Genomic DNA, 24,578 nt, shown 5'->3' with positions numbered 1-24,578 from the left:
TAGAAGGAGATTTTTATGAGATTAGAACTTACGCACGGGTGGTCAGAAACCGGGTTTTTTCGACAATACTTCCTTGAGGCCAGCAGATTCGGCCAAAAACCCGGTTTCTTGTCGAAGCGCGCGCGGGTAACCAGAAACCGGGTTTTTTCCAGAATACTTGGTTGAGGCCAGCAGAAACGGCTAAAAACCCGGTTTCTAACGTAGCCTACTGACTAAACTGTTGAGCGTAGTAGCCAGCATATCGATCGCCCTTTTCCAGCAACTCCTCGTGCGTCCCTGATTCCACAATTCTGCCTTTTTCCAAAACTAAAATGCGATCGGCTCTCCGCACAGTAGCCAAGCGGTGAGCTATGATAAAAACCGTGCGATCGCGCATCAATCTTTCCAGCGCTTCTTGCACTAAACCTTCGGATTCAGAATCCAGCGCCGATGTCGCTTCATCCAAAATCAATATTCTGGGAGCGAGCAGAACTGCACGGGCGATCGCAATTCTTTGTTTTTGGCCACCAGATAAATTTACACCCCTTTCTCCTACCCAAGTTTGATAACCGTCGGGAAACTCACTAATAAATTGATGAGCGTTAGCAATCTCCGCAGCTTTTTGCACATCTTTCAGTTCATAATAAGAGCGCCCAAAAGCGATATTTTGAGCAATTGTACCGGAAAATAAAATTGTTTCTTGCGGTACAATTCCGATTTGCCTCCGTAGAGTATTTAAGGTGACATCTTGAATATCAATACCGTCAATTAAAATCTGTCCCGCTTGCGGATCGTAAAATCTGGGTAACAAGTTTACTAAAGTAGTTTTACCCGCACCGGATGCACCAACAAGGGCAATCATTTCTCCGGGAAGCACCAGTAAACTCATGTTTTGCAGAATCGGAACCCCCCCTTGCCCCCCCTTATCAAGGGGGGGTTGAGGGGGGTAGGCAAAATTAATATTGCGGTATTCGACTTTTCCGGTAACGTGGGGAAGTTCAATTGCACCCGATTTTTCGACTACTGTTGGTTCAATTGCTAATAATTCAAAAATGCGATCGCTAGAAGCTTCTCCCTGCTTAAAATCTCCGTAATTAGCAGTTGTGATAGCGATCGGGTCAATTAAAAGTGCCACCCCTGCTATATAACTGATAAATTCAGTACCTGTAAGATTTCCTTGAGAAATTTGCCAACCTCCGAGGAAAAAGAGCAAAATCACGCTCATCGCTTCCAGAAAGCCAACTACAACGAACTGAAGTGCTTTTATTCGTTCTGACAAATACTTAGCGCGGCGGTTTTGTTCCGCTTCTTCTGCAAAGCGGGCAATTTCGTAGTCTTCAGCCACAAATGCTTTGATTAAACGAATGCCGCTGAATACTTCAGTCAGCAAAGCGGATAAATCAGAGATGCGATTTTGACTTTGCCGCGAGTAACTTAGCAGTTTTTCACCAAACCAGCCAATTAAAATAGCCATCAGCGGTGCAATAATTAATGCACCTAGAGTTAATTGCCAGTTGAGATAAATCATATATCCCAGTACAGCAATTAGCTGCAAAACACAAGGGATAAACTGATGAAAAAATTTATTTACTACTTCGCCAATGCGGTCAATATCTTCGGTGAGGCGGTAGGATAAATCTCCAGTTTTGGCAGTTTCAAAGTAGCCGAGATTTAGTTTTTGCAGGTGGGAGTAGACTTTTTTGCGAATTTCTAAAGCAATAGTCAAAGCAGCTTTTGCCATCAGCGTATCTTGACCGTACTGGGCTGTACCGCGAATTAGAAATATAATGGCGCTGAGTGCAGCAATTTGAGCGAACCCTTGTAAATCTCCTTTACCTATAAATTTGGCTGTTTCGCCAACTAGCCACGCTATAATAGGCCAAAATATGGTAAATACTACGGTACAAGCTAATGCTTTACCGATGGTTTGTTTTTGGGGGCGGAGGTAGGGTAAGATTTGCCAGTATGTCGATCGAGTTTTCAAGATATTTTGCCCTCGCAAATTCTGTTTTTGGGAATCTCTGCAAGAATATTCAAACTTCGATCCCCCCTAACCCCCCTTAGTAAGGGGGGGACAAGATTATTATTCAAAGTCCCTCTTTTTAAGGGGGATGCGAGGGGGATCTCTGCGTAAGTCATAGAGATATCTGAGCCTGAATATGATATCAGCGATCGGTAAATAATACTAATTCTCAAAACTCATGGAATAGTTGCTGTAGGGTGCGTCGCCATCTACAATCTTCAAAAACAGCGACAATCTCAAAGCGACGCACCTTACTATAACCTCGATCGGGTTTCTGAAAGTGGGTCGCCACCTATCAACAATCATTCTTGCCCGTCTGCATGAGTAGCCTGCACCTTAGCCCCCGCGACAACTGCACCCCGAAAGGCGGCTGACTGTCCGGGTGCAAGAGTAACTGGTTCAGCGTAGATAAATCCGTTGTCAATTAAATTGCCTGACTCGTCCAAAACTTCATAATTGACTTTGACATTCTTGATTATTTTACAGCCTTGATTAAGCACTTGACCGCTGAAAAAGTTGCCGTCATAATTTGCCGCCCCAATTGACACTTTGGCAGCAATGTTGGAACCGGGAATGCAAGTTTGGGAAGTTCCCGACGCTGGCTGTTTCTCGCACAACTTGCCCAAGTCTACTGTTTTGCCGTCGGGAGTTTTTATGTAGCAAAACGGTTCATCTACCGGTAAAGTTTGAGCCATTGTATTTGTAGAGTCTGCCATCAAAAGGCGAGCCGAGATCGGCGACATTAGCAAAATCGATAAAGCTACTGTTAAAGGTAAAAGTTTCATATTTTTTATCGGCATTTTTTGAAATTAATTGTAGTCCTTGTAGGGACACGGCAATGCCGTGTCCCTACGCATATCGATCAGAGGACACGGCAATGCCGTGTCCCTACGGGGAGCTTAAAATCTGCTGTAATTCCCATAAAATTTACGCTTGCATATCTATATGTAGGGTGCGCAATGCGCACTTTACTTGTGCTATGATAAGACATCAAATTTTAGAAAGTAAAGTAAAGTCATGGTCGTTACTCAAGATAACCCAGGACAAAAAACGTTAGAACTGATCGTAACTTGGGAGAAGTTGCCAGACGACTTCCAATTAGAAGAAAAACCAGTGGAGAATACAGGTCAACCGCTAATTGCTGGAGCACTGCGAGAAATCTTAGAACTGAGAGGATCGATCGGGCCACGAATGCTGATAGCCAGCAACTTTGGCATTTGCGCTACTGTCAACGGCGAGTTAGTAATCAAAGCACCAGATTGGGTTTATGTACCGTCGGTACTGCCCGCCGAATCGAGAAGAGACCGCAAAAGCTATACCCCAAACTTGGAAGGAGAAATCCCGACCATTGTCATGGAATTCTTGTCGGAAACAGACGGCGGGGAATATTCTATCAAACGTACTTTTCCTCCGGGAAAGTGGTTTTTTTACGAACAAATTCTGCAAGTACCAACTTACATCATTTTTGACCCAGAAACTGGCTTGCTGGAAGTATATCGCTTGCAAAATGGCAAGTACGAATTAGAATTTCCCGACGCGGAAGGTCGCCACTGGATGGCAGATATTGGTTTGTATTTAGGAACGTGGCGGGGGGAGAAAGAACAGCGTTCAGGCTATTGGTTGCGCTGGTGGGATGAAGCAGGAAATCTGCTTTTATGGGGTGTAGAACAGTTAGCAGCAGAACGCCAGCGAGCCGATCGCGAACGTGAACGGGCCGAACGACTGGCTGAATATTTGCGCGATCGGGGAATTAACCCGGACGAGATTATTTGATAAGTTGTACGCCATAAGCTATTGGGCATCTAAATTGTATTTTTGGGCGGGCGGGATGCCCACCCCACAAGAATTTCATCAAACTTGACTGTAAGATTTAGATATGTCTAGGCTGATCAGTAGGGTGCGCCGGGCCGCGCACCTTACGAGATTATCTAATACTCGGCTTCCTATTCCCAAGATTCCGCGCTCCGGGAACTTTCCGGCTCGGACGGCGACTGTTCAAACTGCTCGCAGTTCGAGCATTCAAAGCATCAGCAGAAGCTATCAAACCCAAATCTTGCAAAATTTCAAAAGCCGCCCTTTGTCCAGTTTCACAACCGCCTTCCATGTAACCTTGATTTTCCAGCGAAGTGTGTTCTCCGGCAAAATATAAATTGCCAACTCGTTCGCCTTCAACGCCGTACATTTGCGTCCACTGTCCGACTAAATAGCAGGCATAAGAACCTTGAGAAAAGCGTTCTCCCGGCCAATAAGCTCGCACAGCTTTGCCCGATCGCAAATTTCTCACTCCGGGAAAAACTCTTTCAAATTGGTTCAAAAATCTTTGTGCTTGGTCTTCTGGAGTTCCGGCACCGATCGACAAACCCTGCTTTCCTCCTGTAAAATTAGTAACTAAACCGTTTGCAGTAGGAGCAAAAGGCGTAGCTTCCCAGGTATTCTGGAATCCTAAATCGCTATAAACAGAAGCAGTCGATCGATAAAGTTCCCGCCAAATTCGGCTGCGATAGCCGGTAACTAACTTAGAATTAGTACCGTAACCCAATTGCTCGATCGCCCTACGCTTCGGTTGGGGCAAAGGTACGTTAATTTTAACGTCTCGCAGAGTGCTGAACGGCAAAGTTAACAAAACTCGCTCGTAAGTGCGCTCGAATGCGCTTTGTCCCGATCGCAAATTTACCCGATAGCGCCCATCCGGCAAAAGAGTAATCGCTTCCAAAACCGTCCCCGCCTCGATCGAACCCGACAATTGACTTGCTAAACTGTTGATAATTTGACTGTTGCCACCGTCAATCTCATAACGCTCATCGCTGTTGCCGTACAATTCAAAACTGCCAGATTCAGAACCAATTAAAAACAGCAGATTTAACGCCGACTGTTCTTCGGGATCTCGACCGAATTCCGTCGTGTAAGCAATGCGGAGTAACTGCCGGACAATGGTGCTAGTATCAGCTTGGTCTACATATTCAGCGATCGAAAGATTGTCCAATCTTTCCGCTGCTTCTGTAAAATCTTGATAGCTAATGTTATCTCCGATAGCGCCCAAATCTCCATTAATTTTACTCGCTAGTGGCGCAAAGTCGGCGATTATTTGCTCAAGAGAAAAGCGGCGCCCTTCAAAGAAAAAAGTATCCTTCACCAGTCCACTCTGCACTTGGGCTAAGTCGATCGCCCGCAAACCCAATTCCGTCGCCAGCGAGATTAAATTTGTATGACCGGTGTCAATAAATGCTCCTCCCACGTCCACCGGAATCAGCGTTCCAGCCGCCTTGGGAATAGTGCGAATCCTCCCCCCCACGCGGTTAGTTGCCTCGATTATATCGGCGCGCACGCCCGCTTGGCGCAAGCGATAAGCCGCCGTCAAACCCGCAATCCCTGCACCCACAACCAAAATCGGGGATCGTCCGCCCTGTTGAGCAAAAGCTCCCCCTCCCTCCCTGGTAAAAGTCGCAGCAGCGACAGCCCCCGCAGCAGCTAAGCCCCCGTGCAGCAAGCGGCGGCGAGATAGGGGAGAATTGGGAATGCGATTCCCTACGGGATAGCTTTGCTTCACGGTCAGCATCCCCAGCATTTCATCACCTGGAATGCCCGTTTCCCTTGATTTCTGGGCAATACTCGCAGCGCGGCGCAGCATTGCCATCAGTGCAGATTTAGCCATAATTAAGACATCCTCACAAAACAAAACTTTGATGTAAACTGGATTTTCGATCGTGCACTTTCCAGACTAAAGTCCAGAGAGATTTTTTTAATAATGCTAACCCTCAGAACACTGTTCGACAGCAAATTTTATCTCGAAAACAACCCAGATGTCGCCGTAGCAGTTGCCAGAGGCACGGTATCGAGTCCCTTCGATCACTACCGAAAAATTGGCAAATTTGAAAATCGCGACCCGAATGCCCTGTTTGACGCCAGCTATTATTTAGACACCAATACAGATGTAGCGGTATCAGCCAAACTCAATGGCTTTTCAGCAGCAGATCACTTTATTAGATTCGGTCAATTTGAAGTTCGCAGCCCAAACCCATTCTTCGATTTTAATTTTTATCTAGCAAGCAACCCAGACGTTCAGACAGCAGTCCAAACAAATCAATTTACCCCATTTGAACACTACTTCAAAGCCGGTCAATTAGAAAACCGCAAAGCCAGCGTTTTCTTCGATCCCAGCTTTTATCTAGAGAAATATCCGCTGGTAGCAGCAGCAGTCCAAAGCGGCGCAGTTAAAAGCGCGATCGAGCACTACATTCAATTCGGTCAACAAGAAGGACTGTTGAGCACTCTCCCCGATCCCGCCGACAATTTGATCGCAGCAAAAAGCCTGGGCATTCTCGGAGAAATTCAAACTGCGAGCGATTTTGTGGGAGCTACTGAACCAGCCGACATTTACAGTTTCATCCTCAATACCCCCAGCCTTTTCAGTGTAACTGTTGACGGTTTGAGTGCAGATGTTGATGTAGAATTAATTCAGGATTTGAACGGCAACGGCGCAGTTGGATTAGAGGATCTTATTGCTTCGTCTAACAATTTAGGCACGGCTTCAGAAACAATTGTCAGCAATGGGGCTTTGCCGGCGGGGACTTATTTCCTCCGCGTTTCTCAATTTCAAGGCGATACAAATTATGACTTGAGATTGCTATCCGCTCCCTCAGATATACCCCCCAAAAATTAAAATAGAATTAACGTATATAGCAAGCCTAAATCAGTCCAACAAACACACACTTCTCCTGTCTTCCTTCGCGATAAGATCGCTTACACGCCTTCGCGATTCGTAAAACAAAGCTGGTTTACAAATGATTTAGACTTGCTATAAAACAGGCTTCCACAGCCGTCAATTTACCAATTACCAATTAGAATTACCCATTCCCAATTTTCCTGGTTTCACTTATTAGTTTTTTGCCCGCTGGGAGAGGGCAAAGATTGAACAGGTGTCGGAGGCCAATTAGAGCGACTTCTGGTTAGAGTAGTAGACACCAAAGCATAGCCCAAAACAGCAGGAAGCACGATCGCACTCAGAAACACGATCGCCGCCGCCCAAGTCATCGCATTCGAGAGCGGGCCGTAATGAGTGCGGTAAGGGTCAAACAAGGGTAAATTAGGCCTCGGGGCGTCCCGGAGCGCGATCGGACGTTTGAACCGCACCCGCCTGTCGTCGAGCTTTTCGAGCAAAATCCAGCCAACTTCCTCCTCTTCCTGGCACAGCTTGTTAAAAATCGCAGGATTCCGAAACAAATCGCTGCTAGCCCGCACAATCTTGTACTCCCAAACCGTCAAATCAACAGCATTAGGAGCGGATTTGGGATTGCCATTCGAGCGCGCATTTTCAGGCGCATTAAAATTATCCTCTTGAGATTCGTACCGAGTCAAAACTTCCTCCTCCTCGTCGTATTTTTGCCCCGCAGCCAATTGCTCGCGGCTCACCAATACACCCGCGAGCGCAGCCTCCAAGCCGAGACTGCCAACCATCAAACTCCAAATCAGAATTTCAACCATAAAAGGAGTTAAAAGTTAAAAATTAAAAACTAAAAAGACTCGCTTTTAACTTTCAATCTTTAATTTTCAAATAGCCTTCCACCAGACAATCTGCACCCACCGCGCGCCAAGAAACCCGCTCTAAAGTCAAAGCATCAGTCATTGCGGAAAACCCCAAATCTCCTACAGGAGTTGGAGCAGCTTGGCCGCCGACAATTTTAGGAGCAATAAAAGCCATAATTTTTTGCACTGCACCCTCAGCAATTGCCTTGGCCGCCAAAGTGCCGCCGCACTCCCAGAGTACAGAAAGAAAAGATCGATCGTACAAATAAGCCATAACATTAGTCGGTGTCAGCGGCGAGAGTTCCACAACTTCCACCCCTTTTGCGATCAAAAATTCCTGAAATTCCGGGTTAACCCCAGGCTCAGTCAGCACCAAAGTAGCCGCCACAGAGGTTTCCCACAACCAAGCCGACTTTGGCAAATCGAGAGTGCGGCTCATCACCACCCGCAGGGGATTATTCCTATCAGGCTGGTGACTCGTCAGTAGGGGATTGTCCAGACGCACCGTATTTCCCCCAACAATCACAGCATCGCAGCCGACGCGCACCCGGTGTACCTCGCTCCGAGCCTCCTCGCCTGTCACCCAAGCGCTGTGGCCGCTACTGGTAGCAATTTTACCGTCCAAAGTCATTGCATATTTCAAAATTCCCAAAGGCCGGCGGTACAAAATTCGGTGAACGAAAGCCTCGTTGAGTTTTTGGCAAGCTTCGCCTTCCACTCCCGCCACCACTTCAATCCCAGCCTCTCGCAACCGGGTCAGCCCAGTTCCAGCGACCAAAGGATTCGGATCGACCATGCCAGCCACTACTTTTGCCACCTTGGCTTTAACTAAAGCTTCGGAACAGGGAGGAGTCCGCCCGTAGTGGTTGCATGGCTCCAGGTTTACGTAGACGGTCGCTCCTTCGGCGAGTTCCCCCGCTTCCCGGAGCGCAAAAACTTCGGCGTGAGGTTGACCGGCACCGGGATGAAACCCTTCGCCGACAATCTTGCCATCTCGGACAATTACAGAACCGACAAGGGGGTTGGGTGCGGTTTTGCCGAGAGCGCGGCGAGCCAATTCTATGCAGCGGCGCATCATGTCTCGATCGAACTCTTGAATTTCGCTGTTTTCCAGTTGTTTTGTACCTGGCTGCTGACGATTAGCTAAGCTGGCGATCGCTTTAGCGTCCGCCGGAAAAGTTTCCATGAGATTTTGGTATGATATCTATCCCTGAGTGTACTGACTTTGATGCTAATTTTGGCTGCTAGCAGACGATCGATTGCTGCTGGGGCCAACTGTACGTTACCAGGATCTCAGGGCAATTTAGGGCGATCGGGCAGCTTCTAACCCGAGCAAATAGCTTTAATATTAGGAAAGAATAACAGGCGCTTGAGAAAAAACAATGAGTCAGGACATGGAGCGGGAATTTGCCAGCCGCGACGAATTAATAGCCTACGTGCGCGAACAGTTCCCCGAAGCAGCAGCCCGGGACAGCAGCGTACCCCCAACCCCAGGCGGGCGGAAAGCAGCCGAGACAGCCCTGCAACAAATTGACCCCGGCAAGTACGCCTCAACCCGCAATTTCCTCAACGGTGCGGTAACGCGCTTGTCGCCCTATTTGCGCTACGGCGTTTTGAGTCTTGCGGAAGTCCGGGATGCCGTGCTGGAGAAGGTGCGGCATCGAGAAGATGCCGTAAAACTCGTCAACGAGTTGGGTTGGCGGGATTATTGGCAGCGACTCTATGCCGAATTGGGCAACGGGATTTGGCAAGACCGGGAACCCTACAAAACTGGTTACACTGCTAAAGATTACAGCGAAACTCTGCCGCAGGATGTCGTCGATGGCACGACTGGTTTGGTTTGCATCGACAGTTTCAGCCGCCAGTTGCGAGAAACTGGTTATTTGCACAACCACCAGCGGATGTGGACTGCGGCTTATCTGGTACACTGGCGGCGCGTGCGCTGGCAAGCCGGAGCTCGCTGGTTTTTGCAACATTTGCTAGATGGAGATCCGGCGAGCAATAATCTTTCTTGGCAGTGGGTAGCCAGCACTTTTAGCCACAAACCTTATTTTTTTAATCGAGAAAATTTGGAGCGTTACACTAAGGCGGTTTATTGTCGCGATTGTCCTATGTACGGGCAATGCGATTTTGAGGGAACTTACGAATATTTGGAAGGGAAGTTGTTTCCTTTAGGAGAAAAGGTCGATCGCAGCGGCGGTTCTAAAAGTTGGAACCGCCCTCAAAAAGGTCGCATAAATTAAAAATTTATTGGTTGACTGTTGACTGTTGTCTGTTGACTGTTGACTGTTGACTGTTGTCATTAGTTACCAAATACCAATTCCCGATGCCCCATTCCCGATGCCCCATTCCCGATGCCCCATTCCCGATGCCCCATTCCCGATGCCCCATTCCCGATGCCCCATTCCCCATTCCCAATTTATGAACAATCCGATTATTTGGCTGCACGGCGACTGTTTGAGTCCTGAAGGCCCGGCTTTTCAAGCCCACCCAGAGGCACCGGCAATCTGGGTTTGGGATGATGCGCTCATTGAGGAATGGCAGTTGAGTCTCAAACGAATGGTGTTTATTTACGAATGTTTGCTGGAGTTGCCGGTAGTTATTCGGCGGGGCGATGTGGCTGCGGAAGTTATCGCTTTTGCGATCGAATCCGGCGCGAATCAAGTGGTGACTGCGGAAAGTCCCAGTCCTCGGTTTCAGGATATTTGCCGGGAAATTAAGCGATCGCACCCAATAGAAGTTTTGCCGTCAGAACCCTTTGTCCGCTACGATGGTTACATTGATTTGAAGCGTTTTTCCCGCTACTGGCGCGTCGCTGAAAAATATGTTTTCTAATTGGGAATTGGGAACTTGTACGCTCGCGTAGCCGAAGTATTGGTAACTGGAAATTGGTAACTGAAAATTGGTAATTGCTAATTGCCAATTGGTAATCGGGCATTGGTAGAAAAACAAGAAAGAGGCAAAGCGGATAACCTTATTTTTTCCTTTTTCCCTCAAACTTCAACATCCATTCGTTAAATGCGAAGAAAGCGCATCCGTTGCGGAACTCCCCTCAATATCCGTTAAATCCCGTACACTGCTCGTTGCCCAACTTCAACTCCCCTTCAAACGCTGCAACAGCCATTGAAATCTAGATTCAGCCAAATCTTCTGGATTTTCAACATTTTGCGGCATGGCGCGCTCGTCGTCGGAGTCTTGATATGATAAATAATCAGTCTCTTCGCCGAAGCGTTTGACTGTACCCCGGAGTCTCGACGACAAAAATTTGGTAATCGCCCGATAAAACCGCAGGGAAAAAAGCACGTCTTGCTCGAGTTTTTCAGTTAGCAGCCGCCTCGGAATTGACAGGATGAGGCAGTCTTCAATTGCCGTGACGCTAGCAGAAGGAAGCCTCCCGTCTACAAAAGACATTTCGCCCAACACTTCCCCGGAAATAATTTTTCCAATTTCTTTGTCGCCCAAAGATGATACAGCAACGCTCAAAGTTCCCTCCAGAACTATGTACAGGGCGTCTAAGGGCTGACCTTCGGTGATGAGGGTGGTGCCGGGGAGGACTTGGGTGCGGGTGCCGTTGGCGAGCATCCAATCGATGTCGCGATCGCTCAATTCGCCTAATATGACTAAAACTTTGCTCATAAAGTCAGGTTGAGATGAGATAATTTGTATTTTTTTACTTGTTTAGTTGCGTGCTGTTGTTAGATGGTCAGACCCTGAGCGAAAGCGAAAGCTAAACTTTAGTAATAGAACACTAAATTTTACACAATTTTCATAATATTCAGTAATTTTGGCACGATCGAGCCGCAACTCTTTCTCGGATCGGTGCTATTATTCTACATTACTTGTCAGGGACTGTGCAGCAGCCGATCGCGTTGTTTTAACTGCACTTGCTTTGGACGGCGGGGCTGCCAAAACTGTTTTGAAAGCTTGCTGTCTCTTGGTTTCGAGGCGGTGCGCCCTCAAAAACCGGATTTTTCCGGCGTCGCTGCGAGTGCAGCGCCCCCAAGTACAGAATTGTAGAATGCAAGCGAGACGCGCGATCGACCCCTCAATTAAACAGGAGCGAGGGTGAAATCATCCCTAGGATTGATTTTTAGCCGATCGATAGGTAAATTTAAATTAGCCTCTAAATCGGCCGTCAGTTCTTGAATCTAATCAGCTTGAGAGTTGACTCTTCAACGGTTGAGTGCCAATGTAGGAACAACACAACTCATATTTGTGTCTTTTTTTAGCAAAGCTCTCAACTGTCGCCCTCAAACACTTACACTTTTAACACAGCATTCATTGAGGAGTTTCTATGAATAGTCTATTTTCCAAGTCTGCTTTCGCGTTAATAAATCTTGCAGCTTTAGCTGTTTGTTGCAGTACCCTGTCAGCGAAAGCTGAAACTGGCAACGTGCCCGATGTCGGTACAACTGCAACAATCGCAGCTCAAAATATTGACCAAATTTCTGAGCCAGCGGCAACTTCAGCAGTTAAACCAGACGCAGAAACAACGGCTAGTAATAAAAAAATTGATTCTATCAGTTGGAGCGAACTAACAGAAGCGGCAGAGCCAGCGGCCTCTGAACCGGCAGCCAACTTGCAAGTATCTATTGCAACACCAGAAAAATCGGAAGCAGCAACATCTGAAATTGCTGGAACAGAAACTGCGCCAAGTACCTCCATTGCTGCTGAGACCCAAAAGTCGGAAGAAACCGCTAAAATTGCTGATAATAGCGTCAAAGTGGAGTCAACGGTCGAGAATGCCAAAAAGAGCGATCGACCTACCTCAATTGTTGCCGAGAGCAATAATCTTGAAGTAACAGCAACGAAGGAAGAAAAAGAAGTCAAAACAGCACAAGAATTGTTGAGCAATCCTGTCAGCACTTCCGCCTCAGCTTTGACAAACCAACCGAAAGTTGCTGAAAAACCGGCAACTGTCTCGGAACCAACTAAAAAAGTGGCTCAAGGAACTCAAATCCGACCAGGCCGAGCAACCCGTTCTGGACCCAGCTACGTCGGCATTGGTGGCAATCTAGGTTTTGGCGGAGATTCAGCCTTAGGCGACGGTTCATTTGCGATTATTAGCAAAATCGGTTTGACGAACAATTTCTCGGTGAGACCGACTGTTTTGTTCCGCGACAACTTAACTCTTCTAGTTCCCGTTACCTACGATTTTGTATCTCAAGATGCTGTCGAAGTCAGCGAAGATTTTGTGATTACTGCTGCTCCTTATGCAGGTGCTGGCGTGCTACTTTCTACCGGCGATGACGGTCATATTGGCTTCCTGATTTCGGGGGGTGTAGATGTGCCGCTGTCGAGCAATTTTACAGCAACAGCGGGACTGAATATTGGTTTTATCGACGGAGCTGAAGTGGGATTGTTAGTCGGTGTCGGCTATACGTTCCCGAATATTGTCCGGTAGTGTTGCTGTTTGAGCAAACGCAGGACAAATAAATATGTGCGGGGTTGGCTGTAGGAATACAGTCAACCCTTTTTGATGGTAGAAAATCAAAAGCAATCGAGGAAACGGCAATGCCGTTTCCCTACCATTGGAGGACACGGCAATTCGGAGGAAACGGCAATGCCGTTTCCCTACCTAGGGGTAGCTGATTAATCATTGTAGGGACACGGCAATTCGGAGGACACGGCAATTCGGAGGACACGGCAATGCCGTTTCCCTACCTAGAGGTAGCTGATTATTAATCATTGTAGCGACACGGCAGTGCCGTGTCCTGACTCCGGGGATGAGGTGAAAAATTAACTGCGATCGCCGAGATAGATTTTTGTGAAAGATACAATCATGGTGGGATCGATCGTACTTTCTCACCAACCACCCGAAAAAACCGTGACCAAAACAGAAATCTTAGCAGCACTCAAAAATCTGACAGCAGAAGAACGCCTAGAAATCATCGAAACAGCTTCGCGGATGATGCGCGAAGAAATAGAAGAAAAAGCCCAGCGCAAAGCCGAGAGAAAACGGAAACTCAGAGCAGCAGCAGAAACAGCAGTAAAAGATTATATGCCGGGAGGTGCTTTACATGATTTGTGGTCGCCTGACAGCGAACCCTACTTTGATTCCGAGGAAGAATGCCTTAACGCAGGGATAAAAACTAATGCGTAGAGGTGAAATCTGGCTGGTTGCGCTTGAACCTACTGTGGGCGCGGAAATCGGCAAAACCCGTCCGGTAGTAATTGTCAGTGATGAAACGGTTGGAATTTTGCTGCTTGAAGTTATTGTTCCCATCACTGACTGGAAAGAGCGATACACCGAGAGAAATTGGATGGTTCGACTAGAACCCAGCGGCGAAAATGGCTTGACTAAAGTCTCCGCCGCCGACGCTTTTCAAGTCCGTTCCGTTTCCCAACAAAGATTTGTCCGACAACTCGGAACTCTGTCCGAGACAATTATGGAAGAAATTGCAGAAGCACTGACAATTGTTCTGGATCTAGATTGAATAACTAGGCAACAGCGCACAAATAGTGTTATTTATAGATAGATTGTATGGCGCGATGGCCTAAATGATTCCTATACAACTTACACTCAAAAATTTTCTCAGCTATCGCGAAGCCGGTTTAGACTTTCGCGGCCTGCACACCGCTTGCATTTGCGGGCCTAACGGTGCTGGCAAATCCTCCCTTTTAGAAGCGATCGCTTGGGCACTTTGGGGCTGTTGTCGCAGCGATACGGAAGACGATATCATCCATATCGGCGAAACTGATGTGCGCGTTGATTTCACTTTTTCCACCGGCGGCCAAATCTACCGGGTGATTCGCAACCGCCGACGCGGACAATCGGGAAGTTTGGAATTTCAAGTAGCAACAAACCCCCCCTTCCCCCCCCTTGGTAAGGGGGGGCCAGAAGAAGTGAATTCTTCCCTTGGTAAGGGGGGGCCAGAAGAAGTGAATTCTTCCCTTGGTAAAGGGGGGCCAGAAGAAGTGAATTCTTCTCCCCCCCTTGGTAAGGGGGGGTCGGGGGTGGTGAATTTTCGCACGCTCACAGACAAAGGTCTGAGAACAACTCAGCAAAAAATCCTCGAACACATCAAACTCGATTACGATACTTTCATCAACTCGGCGTATTTGCGGCAGGGGCGAGCTGATGAATTTATGCTCAAAAAGCCGATCGAACGCAAACAAGTTTTAGCCAACCTGCTCAAGCTCGATCAATACGATACATTATGCGAACAAGCCAAGGATACGTCCAAACAATTTAAAGCTCAAGTCGAAGTGCTCAAACAGAGTTTGCAAACCGTACAAGAGCAACTGCAACAAAAAGAGGCGATCGCCTCCCAACAAACTCAATTGCAGCAAGCAACCGATTTGCTCTCTTCACAGCAGCAAGCCGACACAACCGAGTTGCAGCAACTGCAACTCCAGCACCACAACCGTCAAACCTGGCAAAAACTCCTCGCCGGCCACCAGCAACAGCACTACAATATCTCTCAAGAATGCCGCCGCTTGCAGCAAGAACTCAGCGCAGCCAAACAGCAGCAAAATGAGCTGCAAGCCCTCCTAGGACAAGAAAATGAAATAACAGCAGGCATCGCGTATTTCCACAGCTTGCAAGCCACAGAAGAAAGTCTGGCGGGAAAATTTAAGGTTAATCAACAAGCCCAAAATCAGCGCCAGCAATTGCAAGAACAGCAGCGGCAAGAACTGAGCTTTTTGCAAAGCAAAATTCAGCAGTTGCAAGCTCAATTAGAGGTTTTAGAACAAGATGAAAAAGAGGTTCTGGAGATTCTAAAACAGCAGCCGGAGGTTGATAAAGGACTCGCACAGTTGCAAGCAGTTCGATCGCGTCTCAACGAACTAGAGCAACTGCAACTGCAAGTTTCGCCGCTGCTACAACAGCAGCAGCAAAAGCAACAAAAGCTCGATCGCGCCCGCGCCGGTTTAACCGCCCGCTTAGACGAAATCAAGCGACAGGTGCAAGTTCAGCAGCAGCAGCGACAGCCGCAATTACAGCAGGAAATCTCGGCCATCGGCAATCAAATTTTGCAGTTGGAAAACAAGCGAGTTTATCAGCAGCGAGTCCGCGAAAAAGGTCAAGAAAGGCACGACTTTCTAGGAAACCTGCAAGCCAAAAGCCGCGACTATCAAACCAGACTCGCCGAGATCGACCAAAAACTGCAACTGCTGCGGAAACATGAAGGAGAAACCAGCGCAGGCGAAGGTAAAGCCTCGAATTTTGCGGAAAACGAACCCTCGAATTCGCCTTTAATGGTGCGGGATACAAATTTTGGCAACTGTCCTTTGTGCGATCGACCTTTAGACGAACACTACTGGAATTTGGTAGTCGCAAAACACCACTCCCAACAGCAGGAAATCTGGAACCAACTGTGGGTAGTGCGCGAACAGTTGGCCGTCTCCGAGCGCGAAATTCAAGTCCTCAGACATGAATACCGCGAACTAGAAGAGGAATTAGCGCCCTACCAAGAATTGCGGGAACGCCGCAGCCATTTGCAAGCACAATTAGATGGCCTGAGCCAAGACGAAAACCGACTGCAAAGTATGCGTCAAGACGCTGCGGAAATCGAGCGGTTGCTGCGCACCGGCGAGTATGCAGCCGATGACTTGGGCCAACTACAGCAAATCGAACAGCAACTGCAACAGCTCAATTACAGCGATAGCAGCCACTCCCTCGCCCGCAGCGATGAAAAGCGCTTGCGGTGGGCGGAAATTAAGCAAGCTCAAATCAAAGACGCTCAGCAGAAACTCAATAAAATTAATGCCCGTCGCCCGGATTTGCAAACTCAATTAGCCACAGTACAGCAACAGTTAGAACAGCAAAAAAATAGCTCGGAAATACAGCAGCAAATTCTGTCTTTAGATAGATACATTGCGGAAATTGGTTATAACTTGGAACAGCACGAACACGTCCGCAGCGAAATGCGCCGATCGCAGTTTTGGATAGCCCGCGCCGAAAAATTGCGATCGGCAACTCAGCAGTACCCCCAAGTACAGCAGCGGGTTAATGAAATAGCAAATTCCATCGCAGTGCGCGAGCAAGATTTGCAAGCTGTCAGCGCTCAAACTTCCGCGATGAACCAGCAATTGCAAGAATATCCCGATCCCACAGCCCGCATAAGTGCGATCGAACAGCAAATCAGTCGCCGCCGCCAGCAGCTAGACCAACATTTGGGAAGTCTCGGACGCCTCCAGCAGCAGCAGCAAAATCTGGAAAATCTGCAAGTTCAGCTAGTAGCTCAAAAAGAGCAAATGCAAGTTGCCAAACGCCAGCAGCGAGTTTATCAAGAGCTGGGTCAAGCCTTTGGTAAAAACGGCATTCAAGCTTTAATGATTGAAAATGTTTTGCCTCAACTCGAAGCTGAAACCAATCAGATATTGTCGAGATTGAGCGCGAATCAATTGCACGTTCAATTTATTACTCAGCGGGCTGCTGCTTCTAAAAAAGCAACTAAATTGATTGACACTTTAGACATTTTAATTGCTGATGCTCGCGGTACTCGTGCCTACGAAACTTACTCGGGCGGTGAAGCTTTTCGGATTAATTTTGCGATTCGGCTGGCGCTGGCGAGACTGCTGTCTCAGCGGGCGGGCACGGCTTTGCAAATGTTGATTATTGATGAGGGATTCGGGACTCAGGATGCGGAAGGGTGCGATCGGCTGATTGCTGCAATTAATGCGATCGCCTCCGACTTCGCCTGCATTCTCACCGTTACCCATATGCCCCACCTGAAAGAAGCTTTTCAAGCCAGGATTGAAGTAAGCAAAACTGCTCAGGGTTCTTGCATCAGCTTGTCAATTTAAAAGGGTTGACGAGCCGGATAGAAGGAGGAGAAGAAAAAAAGTTGAAAATATCAGTGTTTTCACCTTGTGTTTTCTTGCCGCCTTCGGTATTTTCACCTTCTGTTTTCGGGATAAGTGCCTAATGCCTTCGGTTGTAATACTTTCAAACCAGAAGGCAACTTTAAGCAAGCTTCAAAGCATAATCTAATTAGTCATTGCCAATCTAAAATCTAAAATCTAAAATGGTATTACTCGCCGGCCCCGCCGACTTTTTTTGGCTGCTGGCTTTGTTAACAAGGCAAAATTAAAAATAAAATTATACAATAAGAATGGCTCAAGATATTTATATTTTTTTATTGTTCTGTCCGCTCCCTGGGAATTTGGATATTGCCACAGATGACAACAGACTCTTTCAACCTGTCTCTCCTAGAGCGGGCGATCGCAGCGTCGAGCAACAGCATCCTCATCGCGGATGCTAGCAGGCCTGACATACCTATTATCTACTGCAATCCTGCTTTTGAGAAACTGACTGGTTACAGTCGCGAAGAAGTTATTGGACGCAACTGCCGGTTTTTGCAGGGTCCCGATACCGATCGGGCCGAATTAGACAAACTCCGCAGCAGTTTGCGAGCAGGAACGGAAATTCAGGTAGTTCTCAAAAATTATCGCAAAGACAAAACTCCTTTTTGGAACGAATTAATCGTTTCCCCCATCCTAGACAACGAAGGAAAATTAACTCATTTTATCGGAGTTCAGAACGATATTAGCAAAAGAGTAGCAGCCGAAACAGCCCTGCAAGAAAGTGAAGAAAGATTGCGGGCGATCGCCAGCACCACTCCCGTTCCCATGTTAATTACGCGCCTAGAAGACAGCGTTATTTTGTATGCAAATCCTGCTCTCGGGGAAAGTTTAGGTTTGAGTTGCGAACAACTTATTGGTGCAAAAAAAATTGAATTTTATGCAAATATCAACGATCGACGTCAATTGCTAGAATTAGTCAAACAAAACGGCTTTAGCGACAGCGCAGAAATCTGCCTCAAGAAAGCAAATGGCAGTTTTTTTTGGGTAAAAATGTCGATGCGAGCGATTAATTTTAATGGCGAAGCCGCAATTTTATCGGCATTTTACGATATTACCGATCGCGTAGAAGCAGAAACAGCACTACGCCAAAGCGAAGCGAGGTTTCAAAAGCTAGCCGCCAACGTTCCGGGAATGATTTATCAATTTCAGTTAGCAGCAGACGGCACTGTCTCATTCCCCTACGTCAGTTCCGGCTGCCGCGAACTCTACGAATTAGAACCAGAGGTACTCCAAAATTCAGCTATTCCCGCGATCGAAATGGTTCATCCAGACGATGCGCCAAGCTTCCACGAATCTTTTGCCATCTCAGCTAAAACTTTAGAGCCTTGGCGGTGGGAAGGCAGATTAGTCTTTCCGGGCGATGGGATTAAGTGGATTAGCGGGGCTTCCCGACCCGAACCGGGCGAAAAAGATGACATTATTTGGGACGGCTTGTTGATTGACATTAGCGATCGCAAACTTGCAGAATCCGCACTGCGGCAAAGCGAAGCCAGATTCCAAAAAATGGCCGCCAACGTGCCGGGAATGATTTATCAATACTTGCTACACCCCGACGGTTCCGATCAATTCCTTTATGTGAGTTCCGGCTGTTGGGAACTCTACGAATTAGAGCCAGAAAAAATTCAAGAAAACTCCGGTTTAATGTGGTCAATGGTGCATCCAGAAGACCTAAAACCCATGTTAGAATCAGTCGCAATTTCCGGCGAAACTCTAAAACCTTGGATATATGAAGGGCGGATCGTAACCGGATCGGGAAAGCTGAAATGGATTCGCGGTATTGCCCGCCCTGAACTGCAACCGGGCGGCGATATACTGTGGGAGGGGGTGACAATCGACATCAGCGATCGCAAGCTAGCAGAACTCGCCCTCAGCGAATCAAAAATGGCCCTGCAACAAGTCAATCAAGAACTTGAAAAGCGCGTCCTAGAACGCACGGAAGCCTTGCAAACATCCCAAAATATGCTGTGGTCGGTAATCAACAACATTCCTCAGTTAATTGCCTGGAAAGATCGAGATTTAGTTTATTTGGGAGGCAACAAAAATTTTGCCAAAGTCGCAGGTTTCAATCATCCCACTGAAATCGCCGGTCTCACTGACTTCGATATGCCCTGGAATCCGGAAGAAACAGAATTTTTTCGAGCCTGCGACCGCCGCATCATGGCAACAAATACCCCAGAATATCACATCATAGAATCCCAAATGCAAGCCGACGGCACCCAGTGCTGTCTGGATACCAATAAAATACCTTTACACGACCATTACGGCAATGTTGTCGGCATTTTGTCTACGTTTGAAGACATCACCGACAGGCTTTCCCTAGCAGCTCAACTCCGGGCCAGCGAGGAACTATTTCGCACAATTTTTGAAGATGCACCCATCGCTATCTACTTAGCCAATTTAGACGATAACAAGTTAGTGCGAGTCAATAAAACTTACTGCGAAATGCTGGGATATACCGCAGTAGAATTGCTCGCCAAAACATTTATTGAACTTGGGCACCCCGAAGATTATCCAAAAAATATCCAAGTTGCTAATTCTCTTGAGCGAGGAGAAATTAATAGCTATCAAATCGAACTCCGCCAAATTGCCGCTACAGGTAAAATTGTTTGGGTAAACGTGACAGCTACTTTGATTCGAGACGGCGAAGGAAAACCTATTTACAACTTAGGGATGATTGAAAATATAACGAACCGCAAAATTTCCGCAGCCGCACTCCAAGCTTCCGAATCTCAATTAAGAAAACAAGCCACCCAATTGCAAGAAGCCTACGAACAACTACAAAACGCTCAAATCCAATTAGTTCAATCCGAAAAAATGTCTAGTCTCGGTCAGATGGTGGCTGGGATTGCCCACGAAATCAACAATCCCGCAACTTTTATTAACGGCAATATTTCTCACACATACAACTATTTTCACGATTTAATAGAACTATTGAATCTCTACCAGCAATGCTACCCGTCCCCAGTTCCTCAGATTGCGGAAAAAGTTAAAGACTTAGAGTTAGATTTTCTGAAGGAAGACTTGCCCAGAATGCTAAATTCCATGAGAGTAGGAATAGAAAGAATAAGTAAAATTGTGTTGTCGCTGCGAAATTTTTCGCGACTGGATGAATCAGAAATGAAGTTGGTAGACCTTCACGAAGGAATTGACAGTACGCTATTAATTGTGCAGCACAGATTGCATCAGGCAAGTATAAAAAGCAGGATTGAAATTATTAAAGAATACGGAAAAATCTCCAAAATTTACTGTTGTGCGGGGCAGTTAAATCAGGTATTTCTCAACATTATCACCAATGCGATCGACGCTCTAGAAAACCAACCGCAACCTCGGACGATCGTGATTCGCACTGAAATGAAAAAAGCCGGGTTGAAAAGCCAAAGTAAAAGCCAGCTCAGTCATTGCGAGCGCATCGTCATTTGCATCGCCGACAGCGGCCCCGGAATGACCGAAGACGTTCGCAAGCGGCTATTTGACCCCTTTTTTACTACCAAACCCGTAGGGTCTGGAACCGGCTTGGGATTGTCCATCAGCCATCAAATTGTGGTAGAAAAACATAGGGGAAGCCTGCGGTGCATCTCAGCGCCCGGACAGGGAGCGGAATTCTGGATTGAAATCCCCTGCTGAGCGATCGTCCATTAATCTAAAAGTTTCAATATCTAACTTTTAATTCCCAATTGCCGTCGGTGCTTGAGTTATCAGCGTTTTGAATTAACCGCACTCAGAGGCCGAATTAAATCGCACTCAGCGGTGTGCTAATCTGCTGCCCTTATTCGCTAGGCAATTATGCTGAAAAAACTACCTTTATCCTGGTCTCGCTACAAGCCAGCCGGGTTGACGCTGGCTTTGGGTGTCGGACTGTCGATCCTAGCATTCGCCTTGGTTTGGGACTGGGAAGACAAGCGCCGCGACTACGAAATGCAGCGCCGCATCGACGATATTTCGATCGGCATCGAACGCCAGCTCAACTCCGACTTAGATAGTGTTCTCGCCCTCAGCGACTACATGAAAGCCTTCAGCGCCGTCGAGCGTTCCTCTTTTGCCCGGTTTGTCGCCCGTCCCCTAGCCGTCCACCCCAGCTTGCAACTCCTGGCTTGGACTCCCCGCGTCCCCAATTCCCAGCGACGCAACTACGAAGCCAAAGCCAGAACCGAAACTGACCCCAGCTTCGAGATTACAGAGCGCGGCCCCCGAGGAGAACTGCGCAAGGCCCTCCAGCGTTCCGAATACTTCCCGGCTTTCTACGTCGAACCACTAGCCGGAAACGAGACAGCATTGGGCTTTGACCTCGCCTCCCACCCAGAAATCCGCACCGCGCTCGATCGAGGGCGAGATACTGGAGAAATGATTGTCACCAACTACGTCGGCCTAACTCAGAGCAATTCCCCGGAACTAGGTCTTTTGGCCATAGTTCCGATTTACGAAAACAGCACTCAACCGACTACGCTGGAATCCCGTCGCCAACTGCTACAAGGATTTGTTCTGGGCGTATTTCGAGGCAAAGATATTTTCCAAACCTCTTTAAAAGGACGCAATACCGACTACCTCAATATTTATCTCGTTAGCGATGCTCCAGACAAGCAAGAAGCAGCGCCGCTGTTACCGCAAAGGGCCAACCCGGTTCTCAAAAATCTGCCTGCTGACGGCCAAATTCAGCAATTTGCGGTGCTGTTCCAATCCGCCAGCCAACAAGTGCTTCCAGCATCAGCCGCTGCGGAACGAGCCCTCAGGCTAAACTGTCCGATTCTTGACAATCCAGGCCCTAACTATACAGCTTGCAAAAGGCGGCTGAAAATTAGTGGCCGCCAGTGGTCTATGTACGTGTCGGCAACGCCGGAAATTCGCCGGATTCGCAAGCACTGGCGCTCTTGGGGAACTCTGACGATGGGGATGCTGTGGACTCTGATTCCGGTGACATATATGCTGACAGCTTTGAGCCGCACCGCCCAAATCGAAAAGCTAGCCCGAGAAAGAATTCGCCAAGCCGAACAGTTGCAGGCTGCTTACCTACAGTTGGAACTCGAACAAGCTAAATCCGAGCAACTGCTGCTGAACGTTTTGCCGGCAGCGATCGCCCTGCGTTTGAAGGACAACGAACACAATATCGCCGAAAGTTTTGCGGAAGTAACTGTGATGTTTGCCGACATTGTGGGGTTTACAGAGCTTTCGTCGAGAATTTCCGCGACTGCAGTGGTGGAAGTGCTCAACGATATTTTTTCGGCTTTTGACCACTTGGCCGATCGCCACGGTTTGGAGAAAATTAAGACTATTGGTGACGCTTACATGGTTGTCGGCGGTTTGCCTACGCCCCGCAAGGATCACGCCGAGGCGGTTGCAAACATGGCGATCGATATGCTACACGAAATTCGGCTCCTGAGTTTAGAACATTCGGAACCTTTCAGCATTCGGATTGGGATTAGCAGTGGCCCTGTCGTTGCCGGCGTCATCGGCTTAAAAAAGTTTATTTACGACCTCTGGGGCGACACAGTAAATATTGCTTCGCGCATGGAATCCCACGGGATTACCGGCTGCATTCAAGTCACCGCCGAAACCTACCAGCTATTAAAAGATAAATATACTTTTCAGAAGCGCGGCGCCATTCAAGTTAAGGGCAAGGGATACATGGTTACTTATTTACTGACTGGGAAAAAAGATTATTGACTCAGCCCAAAAACGGATACAAGCATCCGATTCCCCGATCGACTAAGACTTTCGATCGCGAAGCTAAAATAGTGTAAGCTCAAGGTATTCTATCACCCCTGCACCAACTGAGGAAAAACCATGACGACGCTGCTAATTCAAACCGAAAGCGTCCCCCTGACGGTCAATTTCCCTGCGATCCAATCGATGACTGTTGAACAGTTCTATGAATTCTGTCTAGTTAATCGCGATTTGAGAATTGAGCGTACTGCCAGTGGGGAAGTCATTATCATGTCACCAGCCTTTTCAGATACAGGGAATCGAAACGGTAAGATTGCCCTACAATTGGGGAACTGGGCAGAACAAGATGGCACAGGTGAAACGTTTGACTCCAGTGCAGGCTTTACCTTGCCGAATGGAGCAACCCGCTCCCCCGATGCCTCATGGATTAAACTAGAGCGCTGGAAGGCTTTAACTGAAGAACAAAAAGCCTCATTCGCACCGATTTGTCCAGACTTTGTGATTGAATTGCGGTCTGCTAGTGACACTCTCAAGGGATTGCAAAACAAGATGCAAGAATATATTGAGAACGGTGTATCGCTCGGCTTTTTGCTCGATCGCAAAAACAGAAAAGTCTACATCTACCGTCCCGATAGCGAACCTGAAATCTTAGATAATCCTGAAACAGTCAGCGCTGATCCAGAGTTACCGGGATTTGTCTTGCGGATGGCAAAAATCTGGTGATTTCGATCGTTACACCATACTCAAAGACATCAATTCATCGGTCATTTCAAAATTCGCCGTCACGCTTTGCACATCGTCCAAATCTTCCAGTGCATCCATTAACTTAAGGAGCGATCGAGCTTTTTCAGGAGTGTCTATTTCCACTGTATTGCTCGGAATCCAGCGATTTTCCGACTGCAAAACTGCAAACTTTTTTTGTTTCAAAACATCTGCCAGTTGTTCCAAATGAGCCACACTTGTAAATACCTCTGCACCTTCAGTATCCTCATCAATTAATATCAAATCATAAGATTCCGCAGCCGCCTCTAGCGACGCTTCAAACAATTGTTCCTCATCAATCGGGCCGCGTACCGTACAAACTCCTTTGTGGTCAAACATCCAGCCCACACAACCAGTTTCACCCAGGTTGCCGCCATTTTTAGTAAAAGCTTCTCGCAAGTCAGCCGCCGTGCGGTTGCGGTTGTCTGTCAGCGCTTCAATCAGAATAGCAACTCCGCCAACGCCGTAACCTTCGTAGCGAATAGCTTCTAATTCCGAACTCCCCCCCGCCAAGCCAGCACCTTTGGCGATCGCCCTTTCTATGTTTTCATTAGGAATATCCGCCGCCTTGGCTTTTTCTATAGCCGTCCGCAGTTGAAAATTGCCAGCGGGATCGGGAACTCCGCTGCGGGCCGCGACAATAATTTCGCGAGATATTCTAGCAAAAACCTTGCCTTTAACGGCATCAACTCTAGCTTTTTGGCGTTTAATATTCGCCCACTTACTGTGTCCTGCCATACCGATTTAAGATTTTCGATTTAAAATGTGCGAGCGAGATTAAATAATAACACCGAGATTCTCACAGATCGGATTAACGTCA

General features: G+C 47.5%; 20 protein-coding genes. 12 read left to right on the top strand and 8 right to left on the bottom strand.

Annotated features, from left to right (window positions below):
• Positions 1-205: 205 nt before the first annotated feature.
• Both QUA78_RS05510 and QUA78_RS05505 read right to left on the bottom strand, forming a co-directional pair.
• On the bottom strand, positions 206-1,963 hold the full coding sequence (locus QUA78_RS05510) for an ABC transporter ATP-binding protein (protein WP_333302836.1): 1,758 nt from the start codon (positions 1,961-1,963) through the stop codon (positions 206-208).
• A gap of 341 nt (positions 1,964-2,304) precedes the next feature.
• Positions 2,305-2,787, bottom strand: coding sequence for an FxLYD domain-containing protein (locus tag QUA78_RS05505; protein ID WP_333302834.1), 483 nt, complete (start codon positions 2,785-2,787; stop codon positions 2,305-2,307).
• Positions 2,788-3,019: 232 nt separating this feature from the next.
• On the opposite strand from QUA78_RS05505, the gene QUA78_RS05500 reads away from it, so the two are divergent.
• Positions 3,020-3,775: a Uma2 family endonuclease gene (locus tag QUA78_RS05500; RefSeq protein ID WP_333302832.1), complete on the top strand. Its 756-nt coding sequence runs from the start codon at positions 3,020-3,022 to the stop codon at positions 3,773-3,775.
• A gap of 151 nt (positions 3,776-3,926) precedes the next feature.
• On the opposite strand, the gene QUA78_RS05495 is transcribed toward QUA78_RS05500, so the two are convergent.
• Positions 3,927-5,654, bottom strand: a complete 1,728-nt coding sequence (locus QUA78_RS05495; protein WP_333302830.1) for an NAD(P)/FAD-dependent oxidoreductase — start codon at positions 5,652-5,654, stop codon at positions 3,927-3,929.
• Positions 5,655-5,747: 93 nt separating this feature from the next.
• Here QUA78_RS05495 and QUA78_RS05490 point away from each other — a divergent pair, with 93 nt between their 5' ends.
• Positions 5,748-6,662: a PPC domain-containing protein gene (locus QUA78_RS05490; RefSeq protein ID WP_333302829.1), complete on the top strand. Its 915-nt coding sequence runs from the start codon at positions 5,748-5,750 to the stop codon at positions 6,660-6,662.
• Between the two features lie 209 nt (positions 6,663-6,871).
• Here QUA78_RS05490 and QUA78_RS05485 read toward each other — a convergent pair whose 3' ends face one another.
• Both QUA78_RS05485 and ribD read right to left on the bottom strand, forming a co-directional pair.
• Positions 6,872-7,483: a hypothetical protein gene (locus QUA78_RS05485; protein ID WP_333302827.1), complete on the bottom strand. Its 612-nt coding sequence runs from the start codon at positions 7,481-7,483 to the stop codon at positions 6,872-6,874.
• Positions 7,484-7,535: 52 nt separating this feature from the next.
• Complete coding sequence (gene ribD / locus QUA78_RS05480) at positions 7,536-8,711, bottom strand: bifunctional diaminohydroxyphosphoribosylaminopyrimidine deaminase/5-amino-6-(5-phosphoribosylamino)uracil reductase RibD (RefSeq protein WP_333302826.1); 1,176 nt, start codon at positions 8,709-8,711, stop codon at positions 7,536-7,538.
• 196 nt (positions 8,712-8,907) lie between these two features.
• Here ribD and QUA78_RS05475 point away from each other — a divergent pair, with 196 nt between their 5' ends.
• Complete coding sequence (locus QUA78_RS05475) at positions 8,908-9,768, top strand: FAD-binding domain-containing protein (protein ID WP_333302824.1); 861 nt, start codon at positions 8,908-8,910, stop codon at positions 9,766-9,768.
• A gap of 4 nt (positions 9,769-9,772) precedes the next feature.
• On the opposite strand, the gene QUA78_RS05470 is transcribed toward QUA78_RS05475, so the two are convergent.
• Positions 9,773-9,937 (bottom strand): hypothetical protein, encoded by a 165-nt coding sequence (locus QUA78_RS05470; RefSeq protein WP_333302822.1) that lies wholly within the window; start codon positions 9,935-9,937, stop codon positions 9,773-9,775.
• Between the two features lie 9 nt (positions 9,938-9,946).
• On the opposite strand from QUA78_RS05470, the gene QUA78_RS05465 reads away from it, so the two are divergent.
• Positions 9,947-10,360: a hypothetical protein gene (locus QUA78_RS05465; protein WP_333302820.1), complete on the top strand. Its 414-nt coding sequence runs from the start codon at positions 9,947-9,949 to the stop codon at positions 10,358-10,360.
• Between the two features lie 258 nt (positions 10,361-10,618).
• On the opposite strand, the gene QUA78_RS05460 is transcribed toward QUA78_RS05465, so the two are convergent.
• Positions 10,619-11,161, bottom strand: a complete 543-nt coding sequence (locus tag QUA78_RS05460) for a cyclic nucleotide-binding domain-containing protein (protein WP_333302819.1) — start codon at positions 11,159-11,161, stop codon at positions 10,619-10,621.
• Between the two features lie 148 nt (positions 11,162-11,309).
• Between QUA78_RS05460 and QUA78_RS05455 the strand changes: the two genes are divergently transcribed.
• From QUA78_RS05455 to QUA78_RS05420, 8 genes are all read left to right on the top strand, one after another.
• The gene (locus tag QUA78_RS05455) at positions 11,310-11,594 is read left to right on the top strand and encodes a hypothetical protein (RefSeq protein ID WP_333302817.1); all 285 of its coding nucleotides are present in this window, start codon (positions 11,310-11,312) and stop codon (positions 11,592-11,594) included.
• 225 nt (positions 11,595-11,819) lie between these two features.
• Entirely contained in the window at positions 11,820-12,929 is a 1,110-nt protein-coding gene (locus tag QUA78_RS05450) for a hypothetical protein (RefSeq protein WP_333302815.1), read from the top strand.
• 363 nt (positions 12,930-13,292) lie between these two features.
• A complete protein-coding gene (locus tag QUA78_RS05445; RefSeq protein WP_333302814.1) occupies positions 13,293-13,628 on the top strand; it encodes a hypothetical protein in 336 nt (111 codons plus the stop codon).
• A complete protein-coding gene (locus QUA78_RS05440; RefSeq protein WP_015175564.1) occupies positions 13,621-13,962 on the top strand; it encodes a type II toxin-antitoxin system PemK/MazF family toxin in 342 nt (113 codons plus the stop codon). The genes QUA78_RS05445 and QUA78_RS05440 overlap by 8 nt, the downstream gene beginning before the upstream one ends.
• Positions 13,963-14,026: 64 nt before the next feature.
• Entirely contained in the window at positions 14,027-17,278 is a 3,252-nt protein-coding gene (locus QUA78_RS05435) for an AAA family ATPase (RefSeq protein WP_333398642.1), read from the top strand.
• 375 nt (positions 17,279-17,653) lie between these two features.
• Positions 17,654-20,962: a PAS domain S-box protein gene (locus tag QUA78_RS05430; RefSeq protein WP_333306493.1), complete on the top strand. Its 3,309-nt coding sequence runs from the start codon at positions 17,654-17,656 to the stop codon at positions 20,960-20,962.
• Between the two features lie 159 nt (positions 20,963-21,121).
• Positions 21,122-22,996, top strand: coding sequence for an adenylate/guanylate cyclase domain-containing protein (locus tag QUA78_RS05425; protein WP_333306491.1), 1,875 nt, complete (start codon positions 21,122-21,124; stop codon positions 22,994-22,996).
• 120 nt (positions 22,997-23,116) lie between these two features.
• The gene (locus tag QUA78_RS05420; RefSeq protein WP_333398640.1) at positions 23,117-23,719 is read left to right on the top strand and encodes a Uma2 family endonuclease; all 603 of its coding nucleotides are present in this window, start codon (positions 23,117-23,119) and stop codon (positions 23,717-23,719) included.
• A 9-nt stretch (positions 23,720-23,728) separates the two neighbouring features.
• On the opposite strand, the gene QUA78_RS05415 is transcribed toward QUA78_RS05420, so the two are convergent.
• The gene (locus QUA78_RS05415) at positions 23,729-24,496 is read right to left on the bottom strand and encodes a YebC/PmpR family DNA-binding transcriptional regulator (RefSeq protein WP_333398639.1); all 768 of its coding nucleotides are present in this window, start codon (positions 24,494-24,496) and stop codon (positions 23,729-23,731) included.
• Positions 24,497-24,578: the final 82 nt, after the last annotated feature.

Source organism: Microcoleus sp. K4-B3 (assembly GCF_036704615.1).
Classification (GTDB): Bacteria; Cyanobacteriota; Cyanobacteriia; order Cyanobacteriales; family Microcoleaceae; genus Microcoleus.
Note: the sequence above shows the minus strand (reverse complement) of the source record. Positions and strands in the feature narration are given on the sequence as shown.